We start from the raw sequence: 21729 nt of genomic DNA, 5'->3' as shown, positions 1-21729 counted from the left end.
TAACATTGCAGCAAAAAATCATTGGTTTCAGGAAAGTAGTTCGTTGGGGTCGTTAGGTATTACCATCTTTGTATTTATGAAAGTGTAAGACAATAGTATCATACTATTTGTCAGCTTTGAGTGTTCCAATTTCTCTTGCATTTGAGAGAAGCATGAAAAAAATATTTCACGCCTTTCTTAAAAAGTTTTTATCTACAGGCTCATTTCATATGTGTGACGTGCAAGAAAATCGTTTTGATTAATTCAGAAAGTTTGAAATGAGAGCGTTTTATTGTATTTAGATCTGTCATTTGATATCAAAAACGATAAATTATCTATATAAATTAAGTTTGTTCATTAGAAAAATTATCTCGTATAATTTATTGAGTTAGTGAAAAGATTTGTATTGTAGGATATACAATAGGGGAAAGTGAATCTATTTTTTAAGATTTTTCTCATTGTATTTTGGTATTCTGCCTCTTAAGGATTTATTGTATTTTTGTAAAGCTGTGATTAGATTATGTAGTTATTGCTTTTTATGATAAATTCTTTAGGAATTTTTTCTGTATCGGAATTTCATTTTAATAGAGTGGGAAATAACTGAGGTTTAACTATAGGAGATAAAAATGTTTATTACGAACGCTTATGCTCAAATTGCAGGCGATGTTTCCGGTGGAATTTCATTTGCTAGCGCTGTCCCATTCATTTTAATTTTTGCAATTATGTATTTTTTTATCGTTCGTCCACAGCGTGCCCAAATGAAAAAACGCCAAGAAATGCTTAATGCAGTACGTCGTGGTGATACAGTTATAACGGGTGGTGGTATTATCGGCAAGGTTACGAAGGTTCACGACGAGAGTGATGAATTAGAGGTTGAAATTGGTGAGAGTATGAATATTCGTGTTATTCGCTCAACATTAGCTGATGTGCGCATTAAAGGTGAGCCGATTGCAGAAAAAAAATCAAAACTTAATGCTAAAGCAAAAAGACCACAAAAGTCTAAATCTAAAACGGCAACGAAAGAAGATATGAGTATCTCTAAAGAGAAAAAAGCTATATCAAAGGAAAATGCATCTTAAGGTGTAATGGCAGTTTATTACATTTTTTAAGCATTTTTATAAAAAGCTTGGCAAGATCAAGACAATTTCATTGAAAAATGGGCTTTTATAGTGGCTACAGAAAATGGAGTTTTTGTTTTCTTTAGATTATTAAAATAGTTGTTTTATTTATAGAATATTACGCAATTTTTTTCTGTTTTTTTAACAAGATCATTGTTTTTATAAAAAGAGATTTGTGAGTAAATAAGCTGAGGAAACTTTTTAAAAAATAGATTTATTTAAGCAAGTATAGCATTTTACTGCGGTTTATTCCCAAATTTTCATATATTTGTTGTATGATAAGATTAGGGTATTATATAAAAATTTTCACTTCAATACTAGGCTATGTTTAACATATCAATGTTTATATCATCCTTACTTTAATTTTTATGGTGAGAAGTAGCAAAGACAATTGGATTATTCAAAAATAAAAGGTGCATATTCATGTTCGATGCAATTCAAATTCGTGAAGCACATTTTCCAAGTCGCGCACCTATTGATGCTTATGGAAATGGTGGGTTTCGTTTTGCTGATATGTCTCATAGAGGTTCTATTATTTGTGTACCATCAGGCATTTATGGCATTGAGATGGCAGGGCCTGTTCCCACTCAAGGGGATATATCTCGTATTTTAGAAGAAGCTTCTGAAATCGAAGTTTTATTAATAGGTACTGGAATTGAATTATTACGATTACCTGAAGAGTTACGGGTGCTTTTATGGGAAAAACGTATTTCATCAGATACAATGAGTACGGGAGCGGCGGTCCGTACATTTAATGTTTTATTGGCTGAAGATCGCGCTGTTGCGGCGTTATTATTTGCGGTAGAATAGAGTATTGTTTAATAAAAAAAGGCTCTGGTCTAGCATGAAAGACTTGTGTAATTATTTCCTGCGCTGTAAAATACTGTCGTTTAAGGCGGTGATATAAGGGTATAGAATGTACATAACTTAACACATTAAGTGTTTTTAAATACAGCAGCAAGTATTCAGGACAAAGTTTGCTCGTAGTTCCTAATGAATCACATGAGTGATCAGCTCTTGGCACTTGAGACAGTTCATAAGAGGCATTTTAATTCTTTCTTATACAGTTTTTGCCTACAAGCCAGTTCCGCTTGTGACGTGCAAGGGAATAGTTTTTATTGATGTAACATGAAATTGGTTTGAAATGAAAGCATATCTACGATATTTGGGATTCTAATTTAACATACAAAACACAAAATTGTCATTATAAATCAATGCATTTATAGTAACAGAAACGCACCGAGAGCAATTGGATTTTTTACAAATTGGTGTTGGTAAGAACCTTTGTCTTTTAGAGTGGGGAGGAGGTCAATGATTTGATGAAGTTTTTGTGATCAGTGCATTTTTTATAAAATAACATTGTCATCTATCCACTGAAAAAGTGTTTTGCGTTGTTTGTTGTTCAAGTTTTACTATGCATGTTACGATTGGTTTTTAGCTTTTTTACTGCAAATGAAAACTTGAAGTCCGATAAGATAAGTTTTATCAGAAAAATTATTTATTTAATTTTTTCTTTCTAAAACGAAAAGGGACTAGAAAAGAAATTTTAATTCATAATACAGTTAAGAGACGCATTTAAAAATCTTATTTTCTGAACTGTATTTGCCTATCTTTCATTTTTTAATATGAATAAAAAGAGGGTATTAATTTAATTGCTAAAAAAGGGACGTTAATAGGTTCATAGAATGATAGGCTCTCTTCCTTATTGTCTTGATATTTTACGTACCATAGATCGTGATCGCTATATATCGGTTTTATTTGCGCCTAAAAAAAAGCGCCAAGCATTGGCTGCTCTTTATGTATTTAATGCTGAAGTTTCTCGTATCCGCGAAAGTGTACATGATCCACTTATAGGAGAAATACGGTTACGTTGGTGGTATGACGCTATTGCTCATGGTGAAATGCAAACGAGTGGAAACAATCCGATTTTGAATGATTTATTAAAAGCAATGACTCTTTTTAATTTACCTAAGACAGCTTTTTTACGTTATTGTGATGCGCAAATTTTAGATCTTTATCACAATCCAATAGAAACACTTCATGATCTAGAGCATTATTGTAGTGAGACAGCAGGCATAATTTTACAGCTTTCTTGTCAGATATTAGATCCTGAAACTGCACAAGAGTTTACAGATATCTATGAACACGGAGGGATTTCTCAAGGATTAAGCGGTGTATTGCGTCTTTTATCATTCATGCAATCACGATATCAATATTATTTACCCACTGATATATTAAAAGCTGTAGGAGTGAATAGGGAAGATTTGGAATCTCATCGTCTCAGTGATCAACAAAAGAATTGTATTGTTGAAGCTATGGTAGCATTATCGCGCGATCATTATAACCGATTTTACGAGTATTCTTGTACTTTACCGAGAGTTCTTAAGCCAGCTTTTCTTCCATTGGTCATTGTACCGGCTTCTCTTCAAAAAGCTATACAGCTGGGGGCGGCAATTTTTCAAGAGAGCGCAACTTTGCCATTGATGTATCGCTATTGGTTGATAACAAGGGCAGCAATAAGCGGCAATTTTCCAAAGATATTATAAAAGAATATTACTATGTTGGAATGCGTGACATGTAGACTGATTTTCTCATATGAAGATAAAGGAGCTATTGTGATTCCAAACCATTTTTTTGTTATAAAAAATGTTGATGTTTTGGTTGTTATGAACACAAAAGAATAAGAAATTTTGTGATCTTGAAAATACGGTATATTTTTTAATCAGTAGTATGTTTTATTCAGTGTATTGGATAGGTGAGATGCAGAGAAAGAAAAACATGAAATAAAATTTCTATTTTATGAGACAAGTTATCTTAGCAGTCTATAAGTCTATAAAAAACTCTTATTTTTGAGAAATTATAACATCATAATTGATGACTGTTATGATTTATGAATATATTGATTTATAATGATAATTCGTTTTTTCTCATATTGAATGAGAGTCTTGAATAGAACAAGATTTCTCCATTTTTATAATGAATTTTAAAAATAGTTTTTTTATCTATTATAAGTTGGGTGTGTAAATGAAATCATTTAAGGAAGAAGCAATACGCTCCCTATGAATGAATATTAAGAGTAGCAATATGAGCTATGAATGAATGACGATAGGGATGACATTTATAGCTTAATGGGCGACAACCTTTGGATGGATAATGTTTTTTAATGCATTGCAAAAACGATTCTACATTCCATTGACTATTTTCTCGCAAATCCATACATGCACTGTTTTGCGAGAAAATGAATCATTATAAAAACGCTGATACTAAGATATGCAGACAAGAAACCTGTCTTACCTCTTAAACTATAGACGAAGAGCGATAGACACTTTATCAAATAAGCCCTTTAAATTATGCACAATCTTTTTATTGGAGAGCGTTAAAGATCTGATTATAATTTGTGCTATTAATTTCCAAAGGATGTTCTTTATTGGCAACTTGGAGCATTTCTAGCTTAAGATCTTCTCTTATCATCATATCTATATTGGCGCGGACCTCAGTTGAAAGAGTATGAGACGTGATATCTTTAGGCATTGTTACAGTCTTTATTTGATAAATGATACGGTTTGTTGCAACCGGTCCTTTTATGACACCATAATGACCTTTGGGACCAGAAAACAAGGCTTTAACACCTTCAACACCAAGGACTTCAGATGAATCTTGACGCCGGAGGGCTGGTGTTGTTTGTTTTGTAACACCAAGGGTATGAGCAAGAGCAACAAGACTTTTTCCTTCCGTGAGCTGTTTGAGAGCATTTTGGGCTTTTTCATCAAGAAGACGTTGGATTTCCTCATTTTTCCATTGAGAAAGAACATCTAGCTTAGCTTCTTCAAGTGTCTTATCGCGGGCAGGAATAATTTTATCGACCTTATACCAGAGATACCCACCATTTTGAAAAGAGAGAGGATCAAGATCGACACCTTCGTTTGATTGATAGATGGCATTCAGTAAAATATCTTTTTGAGGTAAATCCGTGAGTATTGCACCTTCAAGCGTTTTCCCCGTTTTATCAATGGTAATTGTGCGCAAAGATAACTTGTATTGGTCAGCTAACTCTTTGAGAGAAGCACCCTCAAAACGAGCATTTTCAATAGCTACATAATTATTACGAATATCATCCGTAGCACGATTTTTGGCAAGTATTTGGCGAATATTTTCTTCTACACTTTCAAAAGGAAGAGAGCTTGAGGGTTCAATATGTATGATGCGAATGATAACAGGTCCCTGTAAGTCATTGATTACAGCACTGACTTGCCCTTGTTGGAGTTCAAAAATTTCGGATGCTAGATGGCTAGGAAGTTCATTTTCTGCGAGAGGCCCTTTTTGTATGTCATTAAGAGTCTTTTTTTCAGCTTTTACCAGTTCATCAAAACTCAATCCATCGGCTATTTTTTTTGCTGCATTATCGGCTTCTTCGCGTGAGGGGAATCGCAGTTCTTCGAATGTACGCTTTTCAGGGGTTACAAAACGTGAAGCATTTTGGGTATAATAAGCTTTTGCCTCATCTGTTGGGATATCTTTAGGTTTTACGAAATCATTAAGTTCCATAGATAATAAAGAGACAGTGCGGTATTCTGGAGTACGAAATTCATTTTGATGTGTTTCAAACCATTTTTGCAGTGTTTCGTCATCAGGATCAGCTGTTATTTCCTTTTCTTTTAGATCAATCATGAGATAATCTGCGATACGCATTTCTCCTTGATAAAGAGCAAGTGCTTTATAGAAGAGATCTGGTGCTTTCATATCAGAGAATAAAGCTGAAATAATTTGGTTACGCTTTTCTTTTCTGGTGTAATAATTAAGAAAAGCACTTTCACTGATACGTAAATGCTGAAGATAGTTATAAAATAAATTTTTATCAAAAGTGCCATTTATTTGGAACATATTATCAGTTCCAATCATACGCGCTATTGTATCTTTTGAAAGACTTATTTTCATTTTACGGGCTTGTTCATCAAGCAGTGTATTTTGTTGTAATTGATTAAACACAAAAGCGGGAATTTGGTATTGCTGCATTTCATTTGGCGTAAACATTCGTCCAAGATGAGCGGCATGTGCTAAACGTGCGCTTTGATCGGCAAGAGCGAGACGATAATCATCGACAGTTACTGTGGATTTTCCAGAAGTAATAAGGCCTCTTTCATTTTTGGTGTGTAACTGTGGTATCCCCCATAAAAGAATGAAGCATAAGAGTAAAATAGCAAGGAAAATTCTGGCAATCCAAGAATTTGCAGCATTTCTTACGATGTCAAGCATTGTTTAATTCCACTTTTAACATGAGTTATTATCAAAGCAGTAACGGAATTTGCAACAAAGACACGAAAGATGCAAGCTTTAAAGACTTGCTTTCACTTTATAATTTGGTACTTACAGATAAATAATATATTATAATAGCTCTTGAGGTGAAAATATGTCTCCAAATATTCGGCCTTTTCTTGCTGGAAATTGGAAAATGAATGGAACGAGTGAATCGCTTGGAGAGTTGCGTGCTATTGCTACAGGCGTTAGCTCTGATCTAGGTCATTTGTTTGAAGCTTTAATTTGTGTTCCAGCAACGCTTTTATCGCGTGCTTCTGATACGCTGGATGGTGAAAATCTCCTTTTAGGAGGACAAAATTGTCACTTTGATGACTATGGCCCTTATACTGGAGATATTTCAGCTTTTATGCTTAAAGAAGCGGGAGCAAGTCATGTTATTATCGGGCATTCAGAACGTCGTACAGTGTATCAGGAAAATGATGCTATTGTCTGCGCCAAAGTGCAAGCAGCGTGGCGAGCAGGGCTTGTGGCTCTTGTATGTATTGGTGAAACATTGGAAGAACGCAACAATAATAAAGTGCTGGATGTTCTCGCACAGCAGCTTGAGGGATCTTTACCAGATGATGCAACAGCAGAGAATATCATTATCGCTTATGAACCTGTTTGGGCGATAGGCACCGGCAATACAGCAACTGTAGAAGATATTGCAAAAGTGCATCATTTCATTCGTGATGAGATGTGCTCTCGTTTTGGGGATGAAGGGAATAATATGCGCCTTCTTTATGGTGGATCAGTAAAACCCTCCAATTCATTTGAGCTTTTAAGCATTGCTCATGTTAATGGTGCTTTGATAGGTGGAGCAAGTTTAAAAGCGACTGATTTTTTAACTATTTGCGATGTTTATCGTAAATTATAGCGGAGAAATTTGAGTTACCCCTTGGATTGTGTGTTATTTATGTGTAAATAACCACGAAAGAGTTATTTGAAGAGCAGGGTTTATGCAAACAGTACTTATTGTTATTCATTTTTTGATTGTGATTACTTTGGTTGGTATTATATTAATTCAACCTTCAGAAGGTGGTGGGCTCGGTGTGAGTAATAGCTCAGGGTTGATGAAAACTCGTGGATCTCGAAACCCTTTAACACGTTTGACTGCTATTTTAGCCTGTTGTTTTTTTGTTGTGTCTATTGGACTTACCGTGGTGAGTAATATATCAAATTCTAGTTCTGATATTTTAAAGCGTATACCGGTTAATTCAGAGCAGAATTCTACCAATAAAGGCTCAGGATCAGTCCCATCATCAGATGGTGAGTCTTCCCCTTCTATTCTTGAGCAGCTAGGAGGTCCTTCGAATTCTCCGCAGGAGCAGAAACAGTCCACAAATCCTGAAGCAGAAAGCCCAGTTCCACCGGTTCTTGAAAATACAGTTCCGGATAACAGTACAAAATAGTTTTTTAAGAAAATATAGACTTTTTAAAAAGGTGATTTTTTCACCTTTTTTATTTTAGAAGAAAAATTGTTTCTTTTTGCATTTTTTGCTGGAAAAATCATTATAAATTGCTTATCACCATAAGCCCATGGCACGTTATGTTTTTATTACTGGTGGTGTGGTTTCTTCCCTTGGAAAAGGCATCGCAGCAGCGGCGTTAGCAGCGTTATTACAGGCTCGTGGCTATCGCGTACGTCTTCGCAAACTTGATCCTTATTTAAATGTTGATCCAGGTACGATGTCACCTTATCAACATGGTGAAGTATTTGTGACCGATGATGGTGCAGAAACGGATCTTGATCTTGGTCATTATGAGCGTTTTACTGGGCGTTCTGCAAATAGCCAAGATAATATTACAACAGGGCGTATTTATCGCAATATCATTGAACGAGAGCGGCGTGGTGATTATTTGGGGGCAACAGTCCAAGTTATTCCTCATGTTACAGATGAAATTAAGAGATTCATTACGATGGGAAATGAAGAATTTGATTTTGTTTTGTGTGAGATAGGTGGAACGGTTGGTGATATTGAAGCAATGCCTTTTCTAGAAGCGATTCGTCAGCTTCGCAATGAGCTACCGAGACAAAATGTCGTTTATGTCCATCTCACATTAATGCCTTATATTCCTTCGGCAGGTGAATTAAAAACGAAACCAACACAACATTCTGTCAAAGAATTGCAAGCAGTTGGTATTTCTCCTGATATTTTGCTTGTACGTGCAGATCGATCTATTCCAGAAACAGAACGATGCAAATTATCACTTTTTTGCAATGTTCGCTCCAATGCAGTCATTCAGGCATTAGATATGCCAACAATTTATGATGTTCCTATGGCATACCATAAGGAGGGTTTGGACTCTGAAGTTCTTTGCGCTTTTGGAATCGATTCGGCTCCTTCCCCCAAGATGGATCGTTGGGAAGATATTACGCATCGCATTCACCATCCTGAAGGAGAAGTTACGATTGCTGTTGTAGGAAAATATACGGGCTTAAAGGATGCTTATAAATCCCTTATCGAAGCGATTGCGCATGGTGGTTTAGCGAATAAAGTGAAGGTTAATATTGAGTGGATTGATTCGGAACTTTTTGAAAAAGAAGATTCTGTTTCAGCTTTACAAAAAGCCCATGGAATTTTGGTTCCAGGTGCTTTTGGGGCACGAGGGTCTGAAGGGAAGATTCGAGCAATTCAATTTGCACGAGAGCGTAAAGTTCCATTTTTAGGAATTTGTTTTGGAATGCAATTAGCTTGTATAGAAGCTGCACGCAATATTGCACAGATTGAGAATGCTTCATCAAGTGAATTTTGCGAAACAGACAATCCAATTGTAGGTTTAATGACAGAATGGCTTAAAGGAGACGTTCTTGAAAAACGTACAAGAAATGGTGATCTCGGCGGTTCAATGCGCCTTGGTGCTTTTGCTGCTGAATTAAAGGAAGAGAGTCATATTGCTCAAATTTATGGGATGACCAAGATTGTCGAGCGACATCGTCATCGTTATGAGGTCAATATTGATTATAAGGATAAGTTAGAACAGTGTGGTTTGATTTTTTCTGGGATGTCTCCTGATGGTATTTTACCAGAAACGATAGAATATGTAGATCATCCATGGTTTATTGGTGTTCAATATCATCCAGAATTAAAATCTCGTCCTTTTGATCCACATCCGCTTTTTTCTTCTTTTATTGAAGCCGCTGTAGAACAAAGTCGATTAGTTTAATGCATAAATTTGGTTACTTTGCTTTTGAGGGATAAAATGACTAAACCAAATGCCCGTGTGAAAGTTGGAAATATGATTTTTTCAAATGAAATGCCTCTTTCATTAATTGCGGGTCCGTGTCAGATGGAAAGTCGAGATCATGCTTTTGAAATGGCTGGTCGCATTAAAACAATTACCGATCAGCTTGGTATCAGGTTTGTTTATAAATCAAGTTACGATAAAGCCAACAGAACCTCTTTGAGTGCGGCACGCGGCATTGGTCTTGAAAAAGCAATGGCTATTTTTTCTGATTTAAAAAAAGAGTTTGATTGTCCCATATTAACTGATGTGCATACAGAAGAGCAATGTACAATTGTTTCTTCTACAGTTGATATTTTACAAATACCGGCTTTTTTATGTCGTCAAACAGATCTTTTGGTAGCAGCCGCTAAAACAGAATGTGTTATTAACATTAAAAAAGGTCAGTTTTTAGCGCCGTGGGACATGGAGAATGTTTTAAAAAAGGTTGTTTACAGTGGTAATCCGAATGTTATGCTTTGTGAGCGAGGCACGTCATTTGGTTACAACCGACTTATTTCTGATATGCGTTCGTTGCCTATTTTGCGTTCATTGGGTGCTCCTGTTATTTTTGATGCAACACATTCTGTTCAAGAGCCGGGTGGTCATGGTTCTTCATCTGGTGGACAGCGTCAATTTGTTGAAATTTTAGCGCGTGCGGCTGTTTCTGTTGGGGTCGCAGGTATTTTTTTAGAAACGCATCAAGATCCAGATAATGCGCCTTCTGATGGACCCAATATGATTAAAGTTGATGATTTACAAAGATTGCTTGAGACTTTAATGGAATTCGATTATCTGTCAAAGAAACTGAATTGAGAAGAAAAAGTATTTCATTAATAGGTTGTTAGAAATGAATCGCGACTTTTATCGGATAAGGAAATACATATGACTATAATTGTCGATATCATTGGACGTGAAGTTCTTGATAGCCGTGGTAATCCAACGGTAGAAGTTGATGTTCATTTGGAAAATGGTGCGTTTGGTCGTGCTATGGTTCCTTCGGGAGCTTCAACGGGAGCACACGAGGCTATAGAACTTCGTGATGGTGGTTTGCGCTATCAAGGAAAAGGTGTTGAAAAAGCAGTTGCTGCAGTCAATGGCGAAATTCTTGAAGAACTTGGTGGTCGGGATGCAACAAATCAAATCGCTATTGATCAAGCCATGATTGCTTTGGATGGAACGCCAAACAAAGCCCGTCTTGGTGCCAATGCACTTCTTGGTGTTTCATTAGCTGTTGCAAAAGCAGCTGCGGCTTCATTAAATTTACCTTTGTATCGTTATATTGGGGGTACACAAGCGCATATTCTTCCAACACCTATGATGAACATTATTAATGGTGGTGTTCATGCTGATAACTTGATTGATTTTCAAGAGTTTATGATTATTCCTATAGGAGCGCCTACTGTTCGAGAAGCAATTCGTTATGGTGCTGAAATTTTTCATGCGTTGAAAAAGCGTTTAAAGGGTGCAGGTTATAATACCAATGTTGGTGATGAAGGTGGTTTTGCACCTCAATTTAAAAGCGCTGATCAAGCAATTGATTTTATTATGGAATCTATCATGATATGTGGTTATAAACCAGGTGAACAAATTGCCATTGGTTTAGACTGTGCTTCAACCGAATTTTATAAAAATGGCTCGTATTTTTATAAAGGTGAGGGAAAATGCCGTGACACCCAAGAGCAGGTAGAGTATTTAGCGCAGCTTGTGAAAAATTATCCTATTATTACAATTGAAGATGGAATGGCAGAGGATGATTGGGAAGGTTGGAAGCTGCTCACGGATACAATTGGAGAAAGATGTCAGCTTGTTGGTGATGATTTGTTTGTAACGAATTCAGCACGTTTGCGTGATGGTATCAAAATGGGGGTAGGCAATTCTATCCTCATAAAAGTGAATCAAATTGGTACATTAAGTGAGACACTTGATGCTGTAGAAGTGGCACATAAAGCAGGTTATCGTACTATTATATCTCATCGTTCAGGCGAAACAGAGGATTCTTTTATTGCAGATCTTGCGGTTGCAACGAATTGTGGACAAATTAAAACAGGTTCTCTTGCACGTTCGGATAGATTAGCAAAATACAATCAACTTATTCGTATTGAAGAAATGCTAGGAACCCAAGCGCGTTATGCTGGTGATGTATATCGTTGATAGTTGTGAGCACAAAGTGTGAGAGTATGATATTATTTAGATTATGAAATTGAGATTTCTTATCAAAGACATATGCGCAGTAATTTTATAGGTATTTAAATTTATAGGGATTAAGATGAGAGGTATAATTATTACTCAAGATCAAGGAATGTATCTCGTTTCGGGTGATGATGGTAAGCGTTATCAGTTTGCGACTTGGGATTGGTTGGGAAAGAAACCACCAAGGATCGGTGATACTGTTGATTTTGTGTATGAAGGGGGCGTTGTCAGTTCTGTTTTTCCATTGTTGAGAACAGGTACAGAGAACACAAAGATGATGTTCGCACTCCTTTGTTGGTGTGCAGGTATCTTTGGTGTCCATCGCTTTATGGTTGGTAAAGTTAGGACAGGTGCTTTAATGCTGGTTCTATCTTTATCATTGTTTGGATTGATAATTACCGGAATTTGGGCAGTTGTTGATTTTATAGTCATTCTTGGAGGAAAATTTACGGATAAAAATGGGAATCAAATTACAGATTTTTAAAAATCTTATAATAAAAAGGAGGTAATCTAGCCCGCTTTTTATTTTTATCAATATATTAAGTTCATAATAGCTCTGCGTTATTGTATTACATGTCTTTAATGTAAAATATTAAAAGGCTATGCCCAGTTGAACAAAAATATTGAAAAAACTGTGCTATTTTATATAGGTAAAACAAAAGCGCAAATCAATTACAGCGTACTTTAGGTTGCTGCTTATAGCAGGGAAAACATTAGTTATTTGGGGGGGCAAGACTATTCCAATTACACGTTGATCATGGTTTTTATGCGTTTTATTTATACCGTGAGGTTAATCCGCATATTATCGAATTAGAAATAATCTCTTTATGAATAACACATGAGGAGTAGCTTTATAGGTGGGCAAGGATGAAGGGTAAAATTATTGGTCAAGATCAAGGAGATTATTTCGTTTCAGGAGCTGACGGTAAGCGCTATCAATTTACGAGTTGGGATTGGTTAGGAAAAAAAACACCAAAGGTAGGGGATACCGTTGATTTTGTATATGAAGATAATGTTGTTAAATCTGTTCTCCCTCTTTTGAGTAAATCGCAGTCAGAAAAATCAAGATTGGCGATAGCACTTGTTTGTTGGTTTTTTGGTTTATTGGGAATTCATCGCTTTATGGCTGGTAAAGTTGGGACAGGCATTGTAATGCTTCTTATAACGATAACAGGTGTAGGATTGCTCGTTACTATACCGTGGACATTCATTGATTTTATAGTTATTTTATCCGGATATTTTAGGGATGAAAATGGGGATAAAATTATAAATTGGTAGAAATTTTAGAATAATATAAAATGTAAAGAGCTAGAAACTTTCTTTACTTTTAATGTTGTCAATATATTAATTTAATAATGTAAATTATTTTAGGCTATGTCTTTAAATGTGAAATATTAAAGAAAATTATGAATATTTAAATAAAACTATTGAAAAAGATTGTACTATTTCATATGAAAAAAGCAAAAGTGCAAATCGAACAGCGTACTTACCACTTATAATTGCGGGAATTTTAAGTTGTTGGGGGATTTTAAGCTTTTTAAATTGTCATATATCACGGTGAATACAGATTGTATTCATGCTGTGAGGTTTATCCAATATATTATCATATTAGAAGAAAAGCTTCTTTATGAATAACAATTTTATAGGTGGTGAAGATGAAAGGTAAAATTATTGGTCATGATCAAGGAGATTATTTTATTTCAGGGGCTGATGGTAAGCGCTATCAATTTGCGAATTGGGATTGGTCAGGAAAAACGCCGCCGAAAATTGGTGACGTAGTTGATTTTGTGTGTGAAGGGGATACCATTAAATCTATTTTCCCTATCTTGACTGAAGGTCAGTCACAGCAATCAAAAGTGACGTTAGCGGTCGTTTGTTTTTTTCTAGGTGGACTAGGAATTCATCGTTTTATGGTTGGTAAAGTTGGAACTGGCATTGCAATACTTCTTATAAATATAATAAGTGTAATAAGTATAATAAGTGTAATATTTATGCCGGTAGGGCTTATAGGAATTTTTTTGATAATTACACCTTGGGTATTGATTGATTTTATAGTCATTTTAACAGGAAGTTTTAAGGACAAAGATGGGTGTAAAATCACAACTTAGAGGATATCCAATATTTATAATATAAAAAGTGGGTTATTCAGCTTACTTTAATTGTATTAAGGGGGGGGACTTTGGTGGTAACAAATTGTTTGCATGTGTAGATTGAGTAATGAGGTGTTAATCAAAATCGTGCATAGTTGGGCTGAGTATTGAGGAATTTGTGCTGTAAAGACTGTGCTATTTTATGTGGACAAAGCAGAAACGTCGATCAATCAAAGTACGCTTTGTACTACCTCTTATGACGGTGGGAGTCTTAAGCTATTTCAGTTATCACATTTATCATGGTGAGTATGGATTGTATTCACGCAGTGAAGTTAATCAGCATATTAGTGAATTAGAAAAGGAGCTTCATAAAATAGAAGCTGAGCGGATATTCATGGAAAAGCGTATTTCTCTTTTACGCAACGGGCATATAGAAAAAGATATGTTGGATGAGTATGTCCGAAAGAATTTGAACTTCTCTAAGCCAAATGAACTGACAATCTTAATACCTTGAAATTGATACTAAAGGTAAATGAAAAATCGCTTAATTTAGACAACAATCAGCAATGATATTGTTTAAGCCGATTGATAAGGCTTGTAACTTTTGTTCGTAAAGGTTATTCCTAGATAATCATAAAAGGGAGTTTAATATGGCAGAACGACTTAAAAAAAATTCTGCGTCGGTAGCGCACACTGTATTATCAAGCACTACAAAGAAAGCACCAATAGCCTCTTTTACAAAAGAGGAAGAAATTGTTGCCTATCGTGAAATGCTTTTAATTCGCCGTTTTGAAGAAAAAGCAGGACAACTTTACGGTATGGGGCTTATTGGGGGGTTTTGTCATCTTTATATTGGACAGGAAGCCGTTGTTGTTGGAACATTGAAAGCGGCAAAAGAAGGTGATCAGGTTATTACGTCTTACCGTGATCATGGACATATGTTAGCGGTTGGGATGAGTCCGCGTGGTGTTATGGCAGAATTAACGGGGCGCCAAGGGGGCTTTTCCAAAGGGAAAGGTGGCTCGATGCATATGTTCTCTAAAGAAAAAAACTTTTATGGGGGACATGGTATTGTTGGGGCACAGGTTCCCATTGGTTCAGGCTTGGCATTTTCGAATCAATATCTTGATAAAGATAATGTGACATTGGTTTATTTTGGTGATGGTGCTGCAAATCAGGGGCAGGTTTACGAGAGTTTTAATATGGCTTCACTTTGGAAGCTGCCTGTTGTTTATATTATTGAAAATAATCAGTATGCTATGGGAACGTCCGTTTCACGTGCATCTGCAGAAACTGATTTTTCCCGTCGTGGTCTTTCTTTTGAAATTCCAGGTATTGTTGTTGACGGTATGGATGTTCGATCAGTAAAAGGAGCTGCTGATGAAGCAATTTCTTGGGCACGCTCAGGTAAAGGGCCGATCATTCTTGATATGCAAACCTATCGCTATCGTGGTCATTCCATGTCTGATCCAGCGAAATATCGTTCAAAGGAAGAAGTCCAAAAAATAAAAGAGGAACACGATCCGATTGATCAAGTAAAAAGTCGGATTCTTAAAAAAAATTGGGCGAGCGAGGACGATTTAAAATCTATTGAGAAAGAGGTCCGTGCAATTGTTGCTGATGCGGTAGATTTTGCACAAAGTGATCAAGAGCCAGATGCTTCTGAGCTCTATACTGATATTTTAGTTTGATGCGAGGGAAGCAAGTATGTCTATTGATATTTTGATGCCGGCGCTTTCACCAACTATGGAAGAAGGTAAACTGTCTAAATGGCTCAAGAAAGAAGGTGATAAGGTTAGCTCTGGCGATGTTATTGCTGAAATTGAAACGGATAAGGCTACAATGGAAGTAGAGTCCGTTGATGAAGGTACTCTTGGTAAAATTTTTGTGCCTGAAGGTTCAGAAGGCGTAAAGGTTAACACTGTTATCGCAATTTTGTTAGAAGAAGGTGAGCGTGCTGAGGATATTTCGCAACCTACTGATACAGCACAAAAACCTAAGGAATCTTCTCTTTCTCTGCCTTTGTCAGTTCCGCAGGCTGCTCCTACTTTTGATACATCTCTTAATTTTGATATTCCAGCGGGAACACAAATGGTTACAATGACAGTTCGTGAAGCGCTTAATCAGGCTTTGGCTGAAGAAATGCGGCGTGATGAAACAGTTTTTCTTATGGGGGAAGAAGTTGCGCAATATCAAGGTGCCTATAAGGTTAGTCAAGGTTTGTTGGAAGAATTCGGAGAACGCCGAGTTATTGATACCCCAATTACAGAGCACGGCTTTGCTGGGCTGGCTGTCGGGGCTGCTTTTGGTGGGTTACGTCCTATTGTCGAGTTTATGACCTTTAATTTTGCGATGCAGGCGATGGACCAAATTATTAACTCAGCAGCCAAGACACGTTATATGTCTGGTGGACAAATGACCGCTCCTATGGTTTTCCGAGGTCCCAATGGTGCGGCTGCCCGTGTTGGTGCTCAACATTCTCAATGTTATGCAGCATGGTATAGTCATATACCAGGTCTGAAAGTTGTTATGCCTTATAGCGCTGCAGATGCAAAAGGTTTGCTGAAAGCTGCTATTCGTGATGATAATCCTGTTGTTTTCCTTGAAAATGAGATTTTGTACGGGCATCAATTTGATGTTCCTCAACTCGATGATTTTGTTTTACCTATTGGTAAGGCGCGTATTCATAAGTCTGGACAAGATGTGACAATTGTTGCATGTGGGATTGGAATGCATTACGCGGTTGAAGCATTACCAGAAATTGAAAAACTTGGTATTGATGTTGAATTGATTGATTTACGAACCATTCGCCCGATGGATCTTCCAACAATTCTTTCTTCAGTTAAAAAAACAGGTCGTTTGGTAACAATTGAAGAGGGATTTCCTCAGTCATCCGTGGGAACTGAAATAGCAACGCGTGTTATGCAGCAGGCTTTTGACTATCTTGATGCGCCAATTGCTACGATTTCTGGCAAAGATGTTCCGATGCCTTATGCCGCTAATCTTGAGAAGTTGGCTTTGCCTAATACTGCTGAAATTATTGAGGCCGTTAAGGCTGTGACATACAGAGCATAACGGAGGAAAGCATAATGCCCATTAAAATTACAATGCCAGCGCTTTCCCCTACGATGGAAGAGGGAAATTTAACAAAATGGAATATTAAGGAGGGAGATAAGGTTTCCTCTGGTGATGTTATTGCTGAGATTGAGACGGATAAAGCGACGATGGAAGTCGAAGCTGTTGATGAAGGTAGGGTTGCTAAAATTGTTGTTCCTGCTGGAACACAAGGCGTTAAAGTAAATGCTTTAATTGTTGTTTTAGCAGAAGAAGGTGAAGATTTAGCTGAAGCTGCAAAAGTTACAGAAGAAATCTCTTCTTCTACAAGACAAAAACTAGAGGGTATCAAACAGACAGATTCTCTGAAACAGACGGACTCAAAGGGAATAAAAATGTCTCATGAATCATCAACTGGGCAATTAATACAGCAAGATAAAAAGGGAGCTCGTCTTTTTGCTTCTCCCTTAGCGCGGCGATTAGCATCTCAGGCAGGTCTTGATTTATCCCTTATTTCTGGGAGTGGGCCGCATGGGCGTATTATTAAGCGTGATGTAGAAAAAGTTATGAGCGGTGATATTTCTAAGATTTCTTATTCGTCACAGACAGGAGAGCCAGTAGCCGCAGGTGCTTCTGAGAAACAGATATTGAAACTCTTCAAAGAGGATGAATATGTCTTCACACCCCATAATAATATGCGTAAAACAATCGCGACACGTTTGGTGGAATCAAAACAGAAAGTCCCACATTTTTATGTAACGGTAGATTGTGAACTTGATGCGCTATTAGCGCTGCGTACACAATTGAATGTTGCTGCACCAATGGTTAAGATGCAGGAAGAAGCTAAGCCTACTTATAAGATTTCTGTTAATGATATGGTGATCAAAGCTGTTGCACTTTCTTTGAAAGCGGTTCCTGATGCGAATGTCTCTTGGCTTGAAGGTGGAATGCTTCATCATAAACATTGTGATGTTGGGGTTGCTGTTTCTATTCCCAATGGATTAATTACGCCGATTATTCGCCATGCAGAGGAAAAGCCGTTATCGCTTATTTCCAAAGAGATGAAGGATTTTGCAAAGCGTGCGCGTGAGGGCAAGTTAAAAATGGAAGAATATCAGGGTGGAACAACAGCTGTATCCAATATGGGGATGTATGGTGTGAAAAGTTTTTCTGCTATTCTTAATCCACCGCATGCGACAATTTTTGCGATTGGTGCAGGGGAGCAACGTGCTGTTGTTAAAAATGGTGCTTTAGCCATTGCGACAGTTATGTCAGTTACAATTTCTGCGGATCATCGTGCTGTCGATGGTGCTTTAGCAGCAGAGCTCGCGCGGACTTTTAAGAAGATGATTGAAAATCCATTAGCAATGTTGGTTTGAACTGTTTAACAGTTCTTCACGTAAATTGTGAGAGAGTGTATTTAAGAGAATAAAAACAAATTTAAAGAGTTTGAAGAGCAGAGGTATTGCTGTTTCTAGTTTGGGTAAAGCATTTATAGAAAGCTTAGAGTATAAAGACATAAGATAATTCTTTTATGTTCATTTTCATTTTTAAGTTCAAAAAATGCATATCCATTTTATATATATCCATGGAGGAATTACTGTGGCAAATCTTTATGATGTAATTGTGATTGGATCAGGTCCAGGCGGGTATGTAACCGCAATTCGTGCAGCGCAATGTGGCTTTAAGACTGCGATTGTTGAACGTGAACATTTGGGAGGGATTTGTTTAAATTGGGGATGTATTCCAACAAAGGCTCTTTTACGTTCAGCGGAAATGAAACATTTTGCTGAACATGCAAAAGATTATGGACTAAAAATTAATGGTTCAATTGAGGCAAACATCAAAAATGTTGTGGCACGTTCACGCCGTGTTTCAGCACGTTTAAATGCTGGTGTTGCTTTTTTAATGAAAAAAAATAAAATTGATATTATCTGGGGTGAAGCAAAGCTTACTAAAGAAGCAAAGGGAAGCCAGCTTGCGGAAATTATGGTTTCTTCATCCTCCAAACCGGTTATGCAACCACAAAATCCAGTCCCTAAAGGGACCTTGGGAGAGGGAACTTACCAAGCAAAGCATATCATTATTGCAACGGGTGCACGTCCTCGTGTCCTTCCTGGTATTGAGCCAGATGGAAATCTCATTTGGACTTATTTTGAAGCTATGATACCGCCAGAAATGCCAAAATCGCTTTTGGTCATAGGGTCTGGGGCTATAGGCATTGAATTTGCCTCTTTTTATCATGGTATGGGAGCGACAGTCACTGTTGTTGAAATAATGCCCCACATCATGCCTGCTGAAGATATTGAAATTTCAACATTTGCTTGTAAACAATTAGAGAAAAAAGGTTTACGTGTTCTTCGTCAAGCAAAAGTAACAAGGGTTGAAAAATCTTCCGATTCTGTAACTGTACATATTGATATTCAAGGTAAAAAAGAGACAATGACTGTTGATCGGTTGATTTCTGCTGTTGGGGTGCAGGGTAATATTGAGAATCTTGGATTAGAAGCTTTGGGAATAAAAACCGATCGTGGGTGTATTGTAACTGATGAATGGAGTTGGACAGGAGTTTCGGGTATTTATGCTATCGGTGATGTGGCTGGTCCTCCTATGTTAGCCCATAAAGCAGAAGAAGAAGGCGTAATATGTATTGAACATCTTGCTGGTTTAAAGAATGTTCATCCGCTTGATAAGAAAAAAATTCCAGGATGCACCTATTGCACACCGCAAGTTGCTTCTGTAGGGCTTTCAGAAGCGACAGCAAAAGAAGCAGGGTATGATATACGTATTGGTCGTTATTCTTTTTCCGCGAATGGCAAAGCGATTGCTCTGGGTGAAGATCAAGGGTTAGTAAAAACAATTTTTGATAAAAAAACAGGACAGCTTCTTGGGGCCCATATGGTAGGAGCTGAGGTAACAGAACTAATACAGGGTTTTGTCATTGCCATGAATCTTGAAACAACAGAGGAAGAATTAATGCATACTGTTTTTCCACATCCGACTTTATCGGAAATGATGAAAGAAAGTGTATTGGATGCTTATGATCAAGTTTTAAACGCTTGATGATTAGATTGTATGAAAGATTTTAAATTTTTCATTGCTCCTTCGTATTTATAAGGCAAAGGCTTAAATGGTTACGGTTGTTGATAGAGTTACGAATAGACGTTTGCGCCATCCTGAAAAGGCGCATCGTCCGGATACAAGCGTTCAAAAAAAGCCGGATTGGATTCGTGTAAAAGCGCCAACATCACCAATTTATAAGGAAACACATGGTATTGTACGTACGCATAAGTTAGTGACTGTATGTGAAGAAGCTGGTTGCCCTAATATTGGCGAATGTTGGAGCCAGAGGCATGCTAGCTTTATGATTTTAGGTGAAATATGTACGCGTGCTTGTGCTTTTTGTAACGTTGCAACAGGTATTCCACTTGCCGTTGATCATAATGAGCCAGAACGTGTCGCTGATGCTGTTGCACAGATGGCACTAAAACATGTTGTCATTACATCTGTTGATCGTGATGATCTTGCTGATGGTGGTGCTGAGCATTTTGCAAAAGTTATTTATGCGATTCGTCAAAAAACTCCTAAAACAACAATTGAAGTTCTTACACCTGATTTTCGTCATAAGGATGGCGCTTTAGAAGTTGTTGTTGCTGCTAAGCCTGATGTTTTTAATCATAACTTAGAAACAGTTCCTTCTAAATATTTGAAGGTCCGTCCAGGGGCACGTTATTTTCATTCAATTCGTTTATTACAACGTGTTAAAGAACTTGACCCAACAATTTTTACAAAATCGGGAATTATGGTTGGCCTTGGGGAGGAGCGAAATGAAGTTTTGCAATTGATGGATGATTTGCGCGCTGCTGATGTTGACTTTATGACAATTGGACAATATTTGCAGCCTACACGAAAACATCATCCAGTTGTTCGTTTTGTGCCTCCTGAAGAATTTGAGTCTTTTGCCAAGATTGGTAAAGTAAAAGGATTTTTACATATGGCCTCCAATCCTCTAACGCGTTCATCTCATCATGCTGGAGATGATTTTGCCATTTTGCAAAAAGCGCGTGATGAAAAATTTTCCTTACAGAGATAATTATGCCGATTTTTACAATACATCGGCAGATCACCCATAGTGCCAGTGAAATGTTTGATCTGGTTTCAGATATTGAGCGTTATCCTGAATTTTTACCAATGTGTGAGTCTTTAATAATACGTTCTCGAAAAGAATATGGAAAAAAAATATTGCTTCTTGCGGATATGACCGTTGGTTATAAGATTATTCGTGAAACTTTTACGACTCAAGTATTTCTTCAGCCGGAAAAAAGTCTTATAGAAGTTAAATATATTGATGGTCCATTCAAATATCTTGAAAATCGTTGGGCTTTTCATGATATTGAAAATACCAATGCATGTAATGTAGAGTTTTTTATTGATTATGAATTTAAAAGTAAAACGCTTGGATTAGTGATGGGTTCAATGTTTGATATTGCGTTTCGTAAATTTACCGAGGCTTTTGAGAAGCGTGCGCATCAGATTTATGGCTCTACGGTAACATAGTCTATTCTGTTATTTTTTAACAATACGTATTGCTTAAACAGCGTGAAGGTGAAAACGGGTTTTCATCTTTACTATTTGTTTTTAATTCAGCTTTCAAAAGCATATTGAAGGAATATCATTTTAAATGATGAAGATGATGCACAGCTTCACGCTTTTGTTTCTCTCTTTTTTAATGGATGCACATTTGTTAAACAAAACGCCCAAATAGAGCATGCTTG

The 21729-nt window shown here is 37.0% G+C and carries 19 protein-coding genes; 18 read left to right on the top strand and 1 reads right to left on the bottom strand.

The window, feature by feature from the left end:
* The first annotated feature begins 605 nt into the window (after positions 1 to 605).
* From yajC to ACFIML_RS03040, 3 genes are all read left to right on the top strand, one after another.
* Positions 606 to 1058 carry a preprotein translocase subunit YajC gene (gene yajC / locus ACFIML_RS03050; protein WP_375606263.1) on the top strand — a complete coding sequence of 151 codons (453 nt, stop codon included), beginning with the start codon at positions 606 to 608 and terminating at the stop codon, positions 1056 to 1058.
* 462 nt (positions 1059 to 1520) lie between these two features.
* Positions 1521 to 1907 (top strand): Mth938-like domain-containing protein, encoded by a 387-nt coding sequence (locus ACFIML_RS03045; protein WP_375606262.1) that lies wholly within the window; start codon positions 1521 to 1523, stop codon positions 1905 to 1907.
* An 875-nt stretch (positions 1908 to 2782) separates the two neighbouring features.
* Complete coding sequence (locus ACFIML_RS03040; protein WP_375610181.1) at positions 2783 to 3643, top strand: phytoene/squalene synthase family protein; 861 nt, start codon at positions 2783 to 2785, stop codon at positions 3641 to 3643.
* 817 nt (positions 3644 to 4460) lie between these two features.
* Here ACFIML_RS03040 and ACFIML_RS03035 read toward each other — a convergent pair.
* Positions 4461 to 6350: a peptidyl-prolyl cis-trans isomerase gene (locus tag ACFIML_RS03035; protein ID WP_375606260.1), complete on the bottom strand. Its 1890-nt coding sequence runs from the start codon at positions 6348 to 6350 to the stop codon at positions 4461 to 4463.
* A 154-nt stretch (positions 6351 to 6504) separates the two neighbouring features.
* Between ACFIML_RS03035 and tpiA the strand changes: the two genes are divergently transcribed.
* From tpiA to ACFIML_RS02960, 15 genes are all read left to right on the top strand, one after another.
* Positions 6505 to 7269, top strand: coding sequence for a triose-phosphate isomerase (gene tpiA, locus ACFIML_RS03030; RefSeq protein WP_375687340.1), 765 nt, complete (start codon positions 6505 to 6507; stop codon positions 7267 to 7269).
* An 82-nt stretch (positions 7270 to 7351) separates the two neighbouring features.
* Positions 7352 to 7804: a preprotein translocase subunit SecG gene (secG, locus tag ACFIML_RS03025; RefSeq protein ID WP_375614953.1), complete on the top strand. Its 453-nt coding sequence runs from the start codon at positions 7352 to 7354 to the stop codon at positions 7802 to 7804.
* A 127-nt stretch (positions 7805 to 7931) separates the two neighbouring features.
* Positions 7932 to 9560, top strand: coding sequence for a CTP synthase (locus tag ACFIML_RS03020; protein ID WP_375606257.1), 1629 nt, complete (start codon positions 7932 to 7934; stop codon positions 9558 to 9560).
* 36 nt (positions 9561 to 9596) lie between these two features.
* Complete coding sequence (kdsA, locus tag ACFIML_RS03015; protein ID WP_375687338.1) at positions 9597 to 10433, top strand: 3-deoxy-8-phosphooctulonate synthase; 837 nt, start codon at positions 9597 to 9599, stop codon at positions 10431 to 10433.
* 69 nt (positions 10434 to 10502) lie between these two features.
* Positions 10503 to 11771, top strand: coding sequence for a phosphopyruvate hydratase (gene eno / locus ACFIML_RS03010; RefSeq protein WP_375687336.1), 1269 nt, complete (start codon positions 10503 to 10505; stop codon positions 11769 to 11771).
* 115 nt (positions 11772 to 11886) lie between these two features.
* Positions 11887 to 12294, top strand: coding sequence for a TM2 domain-containing protein (locus tag ACFIML_RS03005; RefSeq protein WP_375606254.1), 408 nt, complete (start codon positions 11887 to 11889; stop codon positions 12292 to 12294).
* A gap of 383 nt (positions 12295 to 12677) precedes the next feature.
* Positions 12678 to 13088 carry a TM2 domain-containing protein gene (locus ACFIML_RS03000; protein WP_375606253.1) on the top strand — a complete coding sequence of 137 codons (411 nt, stop codon included), beginning with the start codon at positions 12678 to 12680 and terminating at the stop codon, positions 13086 to 13088.
* Between the two features lie 377 nt (positions 13089 to 13465).
* Complete coding sequence (locus tag ACFIML_RS02995) at positions 13466 to 13918, top strand: TM2 domain-containing protein (RefSeq protein WP_375606252.1); 453 nt, start codon at positions 13466 to 13468, stop codon at positions 13916 to 13918.
* 184 nt (positions 13919 to 14102) lie between these two features.
* Positions 14103 to 14414, top strand: a complete 312-nt coding sequence (locus ACFIML_RS02990; RefSeq protein ID WP_012754998.1) for a septum formation initiator family protein — start codon at positions 14103 to 14105, stop codon at positions 14412 to 14414.
* 136 nt (positions 14415 to 14550) lie between these two features.
* Entirely contained in the window at positions 14551 to 15591 is a 1041-nt protein-coding gene (gene pdhA / locus ACFIML_RS02985; RefSeq protein WP_375606251.1) for a pyruvate dehydrogenase (acetyl-transferring) E1 component subunit alpha, read from the top strand.
* A gap of 16 nt (positions 15592 to 15607) precedes the next feature.
* Complete coding sequence (locus ACFIML_RS02980; protein ID WP_375606250.1) at positions 15608 to 16975, top strand: pyruvate dehydrogenase complex E1 component subunit beta; 1368 nt, start codon at positions 15608 to 15610, stop codon at positions 16973 to 16975.
* Between the two features lie 14 nt (positions 16976 to 16989).
* The gene (locus tag ACFIML_RS02975; RefSeq protein WP_375606249.1) at positions 16990 to 18333 is read left to right on the top strand and encodes a pyruvate dehydrogenase complex dihydrolipoamide acetyltransferase; all 1344 of its coding nucleotides are present in this window, start codon (positions 16990 to 16992) and stop codon (positions 18331 to 18333) included.
* Between the two features lie 223 nt (positions 18334 to 18556).
* Positions 18557 to 20017 (top strand): dihydrolipoyl dehydrogenase, encoded by a 1461-nt coding sequence (gene lpdA, locus ACFIML_RS02970; RefSeq protein WP_375687334.1) that lies wholly within the window; start codon positions 18557 to 18559, stop codon positions 20015 to 20017.
* A gap of 67 nt (positions 20018 to 20084) precedes the next feature.
* Positions 20085 to 21047, top strand: a complete 963-nt coding sequence (gene lipA, locus ACFIML_RS02965; protein WP_375614947.1) for a lipoyl synthase — start codon at positions 20085 to 20087, stop codon at positions 21045 to 21047.
* A 2-nt stretch (positions 21048 to 21049) separates the two neighbouring features.
* The gene (locus ACFIML_RS02960) at positions 21050 to 21511 is read left to right on the top strand and encodes a type II toxin-antitoxin system RatA family toxin (RefSeq protein WP_273791149.1); all 462 of its coding nucleotides are present in this window, start codon (positions 21050 to 21052) and stop codon (positions 21509 to 21511) included.
* The last annotated feature ends 218 nt before the right edge of the window (positions 21512 to 21729 follow it).

Source organism: Bartonella sp. AC62GZZY (assembly GCF_042196525.1).
Taxonomy (GTDB): domain Bacteria; phylum Pseudomonadota; class Alphaproteobacteria; order Rhizobiales; family Rhizobiaceae; genus Bartonella.
Note: the sequence above shows the minus strand (reverse complement) of the source record. Positions and strands in the feature narration are given on the sequence as shown.

Coding starts and splice junctions, on each gene's coding strand:
- yajC (WP_375606263.1), top strand. CDS start 606: ATGTTTATTACGAACGCTTATGCTCAAATTGCAGGCGATGTTTCCGGT.
- ACFIML_RS03045 (WP_375606262.1), top strand. CDS start 1,521: ATGTTCGATGCAATTCAAATTCGTGAAGCACATTTTCCAAGTCGCGCA.
- ACFIML_RS03040 (WP_375610181.1), top strand. CDS start 2,783: ATGATAGGCTCTCTTCCTTATTGTCTTGATATTTTACGTACCATAGAT.
- ACFIML_RS03035 (WP_375606260.1), bottom strand. CDS start 6,350: ATGCTTGACATCGTAAGAAATGCTGCAAATTCTTGGATTGCCAGAATT.
- tpiA (WP_375687340.1), top strand. CDS start 6,505: ATGTCTCCAAATATTCGGCCTTTTCTTGCTGGAAATTGGAAAATGAAT.
- secG (WP_375614953.1), top strand. CDS start 7,352: ATGCAAACAGTACTTATTGTTATTCATTTTTTGATTGTGATTACTTTG.
- ACFIML_RS03020 (WP_375606257.1), top strand. CDS start 7,932: ATGGCACGTTATGTTTTTATTACTGGTGGTGTGGTTTCTTCCCTTGGA.
- kdsA (WP_375687338.1), top strand. CDS start 9,597: ATGACTAAACCAAATGCCCGTGTGAAAGTTGGAAATATGATTTTTTCA.
- eno (WP_375687336.1), top strand. CDS start 10,503: ATGACTATAATTGTCGATATCATTGGACGTGAAGTTCTTGATAGCCGT.
- ACFIML_RS03005 (WP_375606254.1), top strand. CDS start 11,887: ATGAGAGGTATAATTATTACTCAAGATCAAGGAATGTATCTCGTTTCG.
- ACFIML_RS03000 (WP_375606253.1), top strand. CDS start 12,678: ATGAAGGGTAAAATTATTGGTCAAGATCAAGGAGATTATTTCGTTTCA.
- ACFIML_RS02995 (WP_375606252.1), top strand. CDS start 13,466: ATGAAAGGTAAAATTATTGGTCATGATCAAGGAGATTATTTTATTTCA.
- ACFIML_RS02990 (WP_012754998.1), top strand. CDS start 14,103: ATGTGGACAAAGCAGAAACGTCGATCAATCAAAGTACGCTTTGTACTA.
- pdhA (WP_375606251.1), top strand. CDS start 14,551: ATGGCAGAACGACTTAAAAAAAATTCTGCGTCGGTAGCGCACACTGTA.
- ACFIML_RS02980 (WP_375606250.1), top strand. CDS start 15,608: ATGTCTATTGATATTTTGATGCCGGCGCTTTCACCAACTATGGAAGAA.
- ACFIML_RS02975 (WP_375606249.1), top strand. CDS start 16,990: ATGCCCATTAAAATTACAATGCCAGCGCTTTCCCCTACGATGGAAGAG.
- lipA (WP_375614947.1), top strand. CDS start 20,085: ATGGTTACGGTTGTTGATAGAGTTACGAATAGACGTTTGCGCCATCCT.
- ACFIML_RS02960 (WP_273791149.1), top strand. CDS start 21,050: ATGCCGATTTTTACAATACATCGGCAGATCACCCATAGTGCCAGTGAA.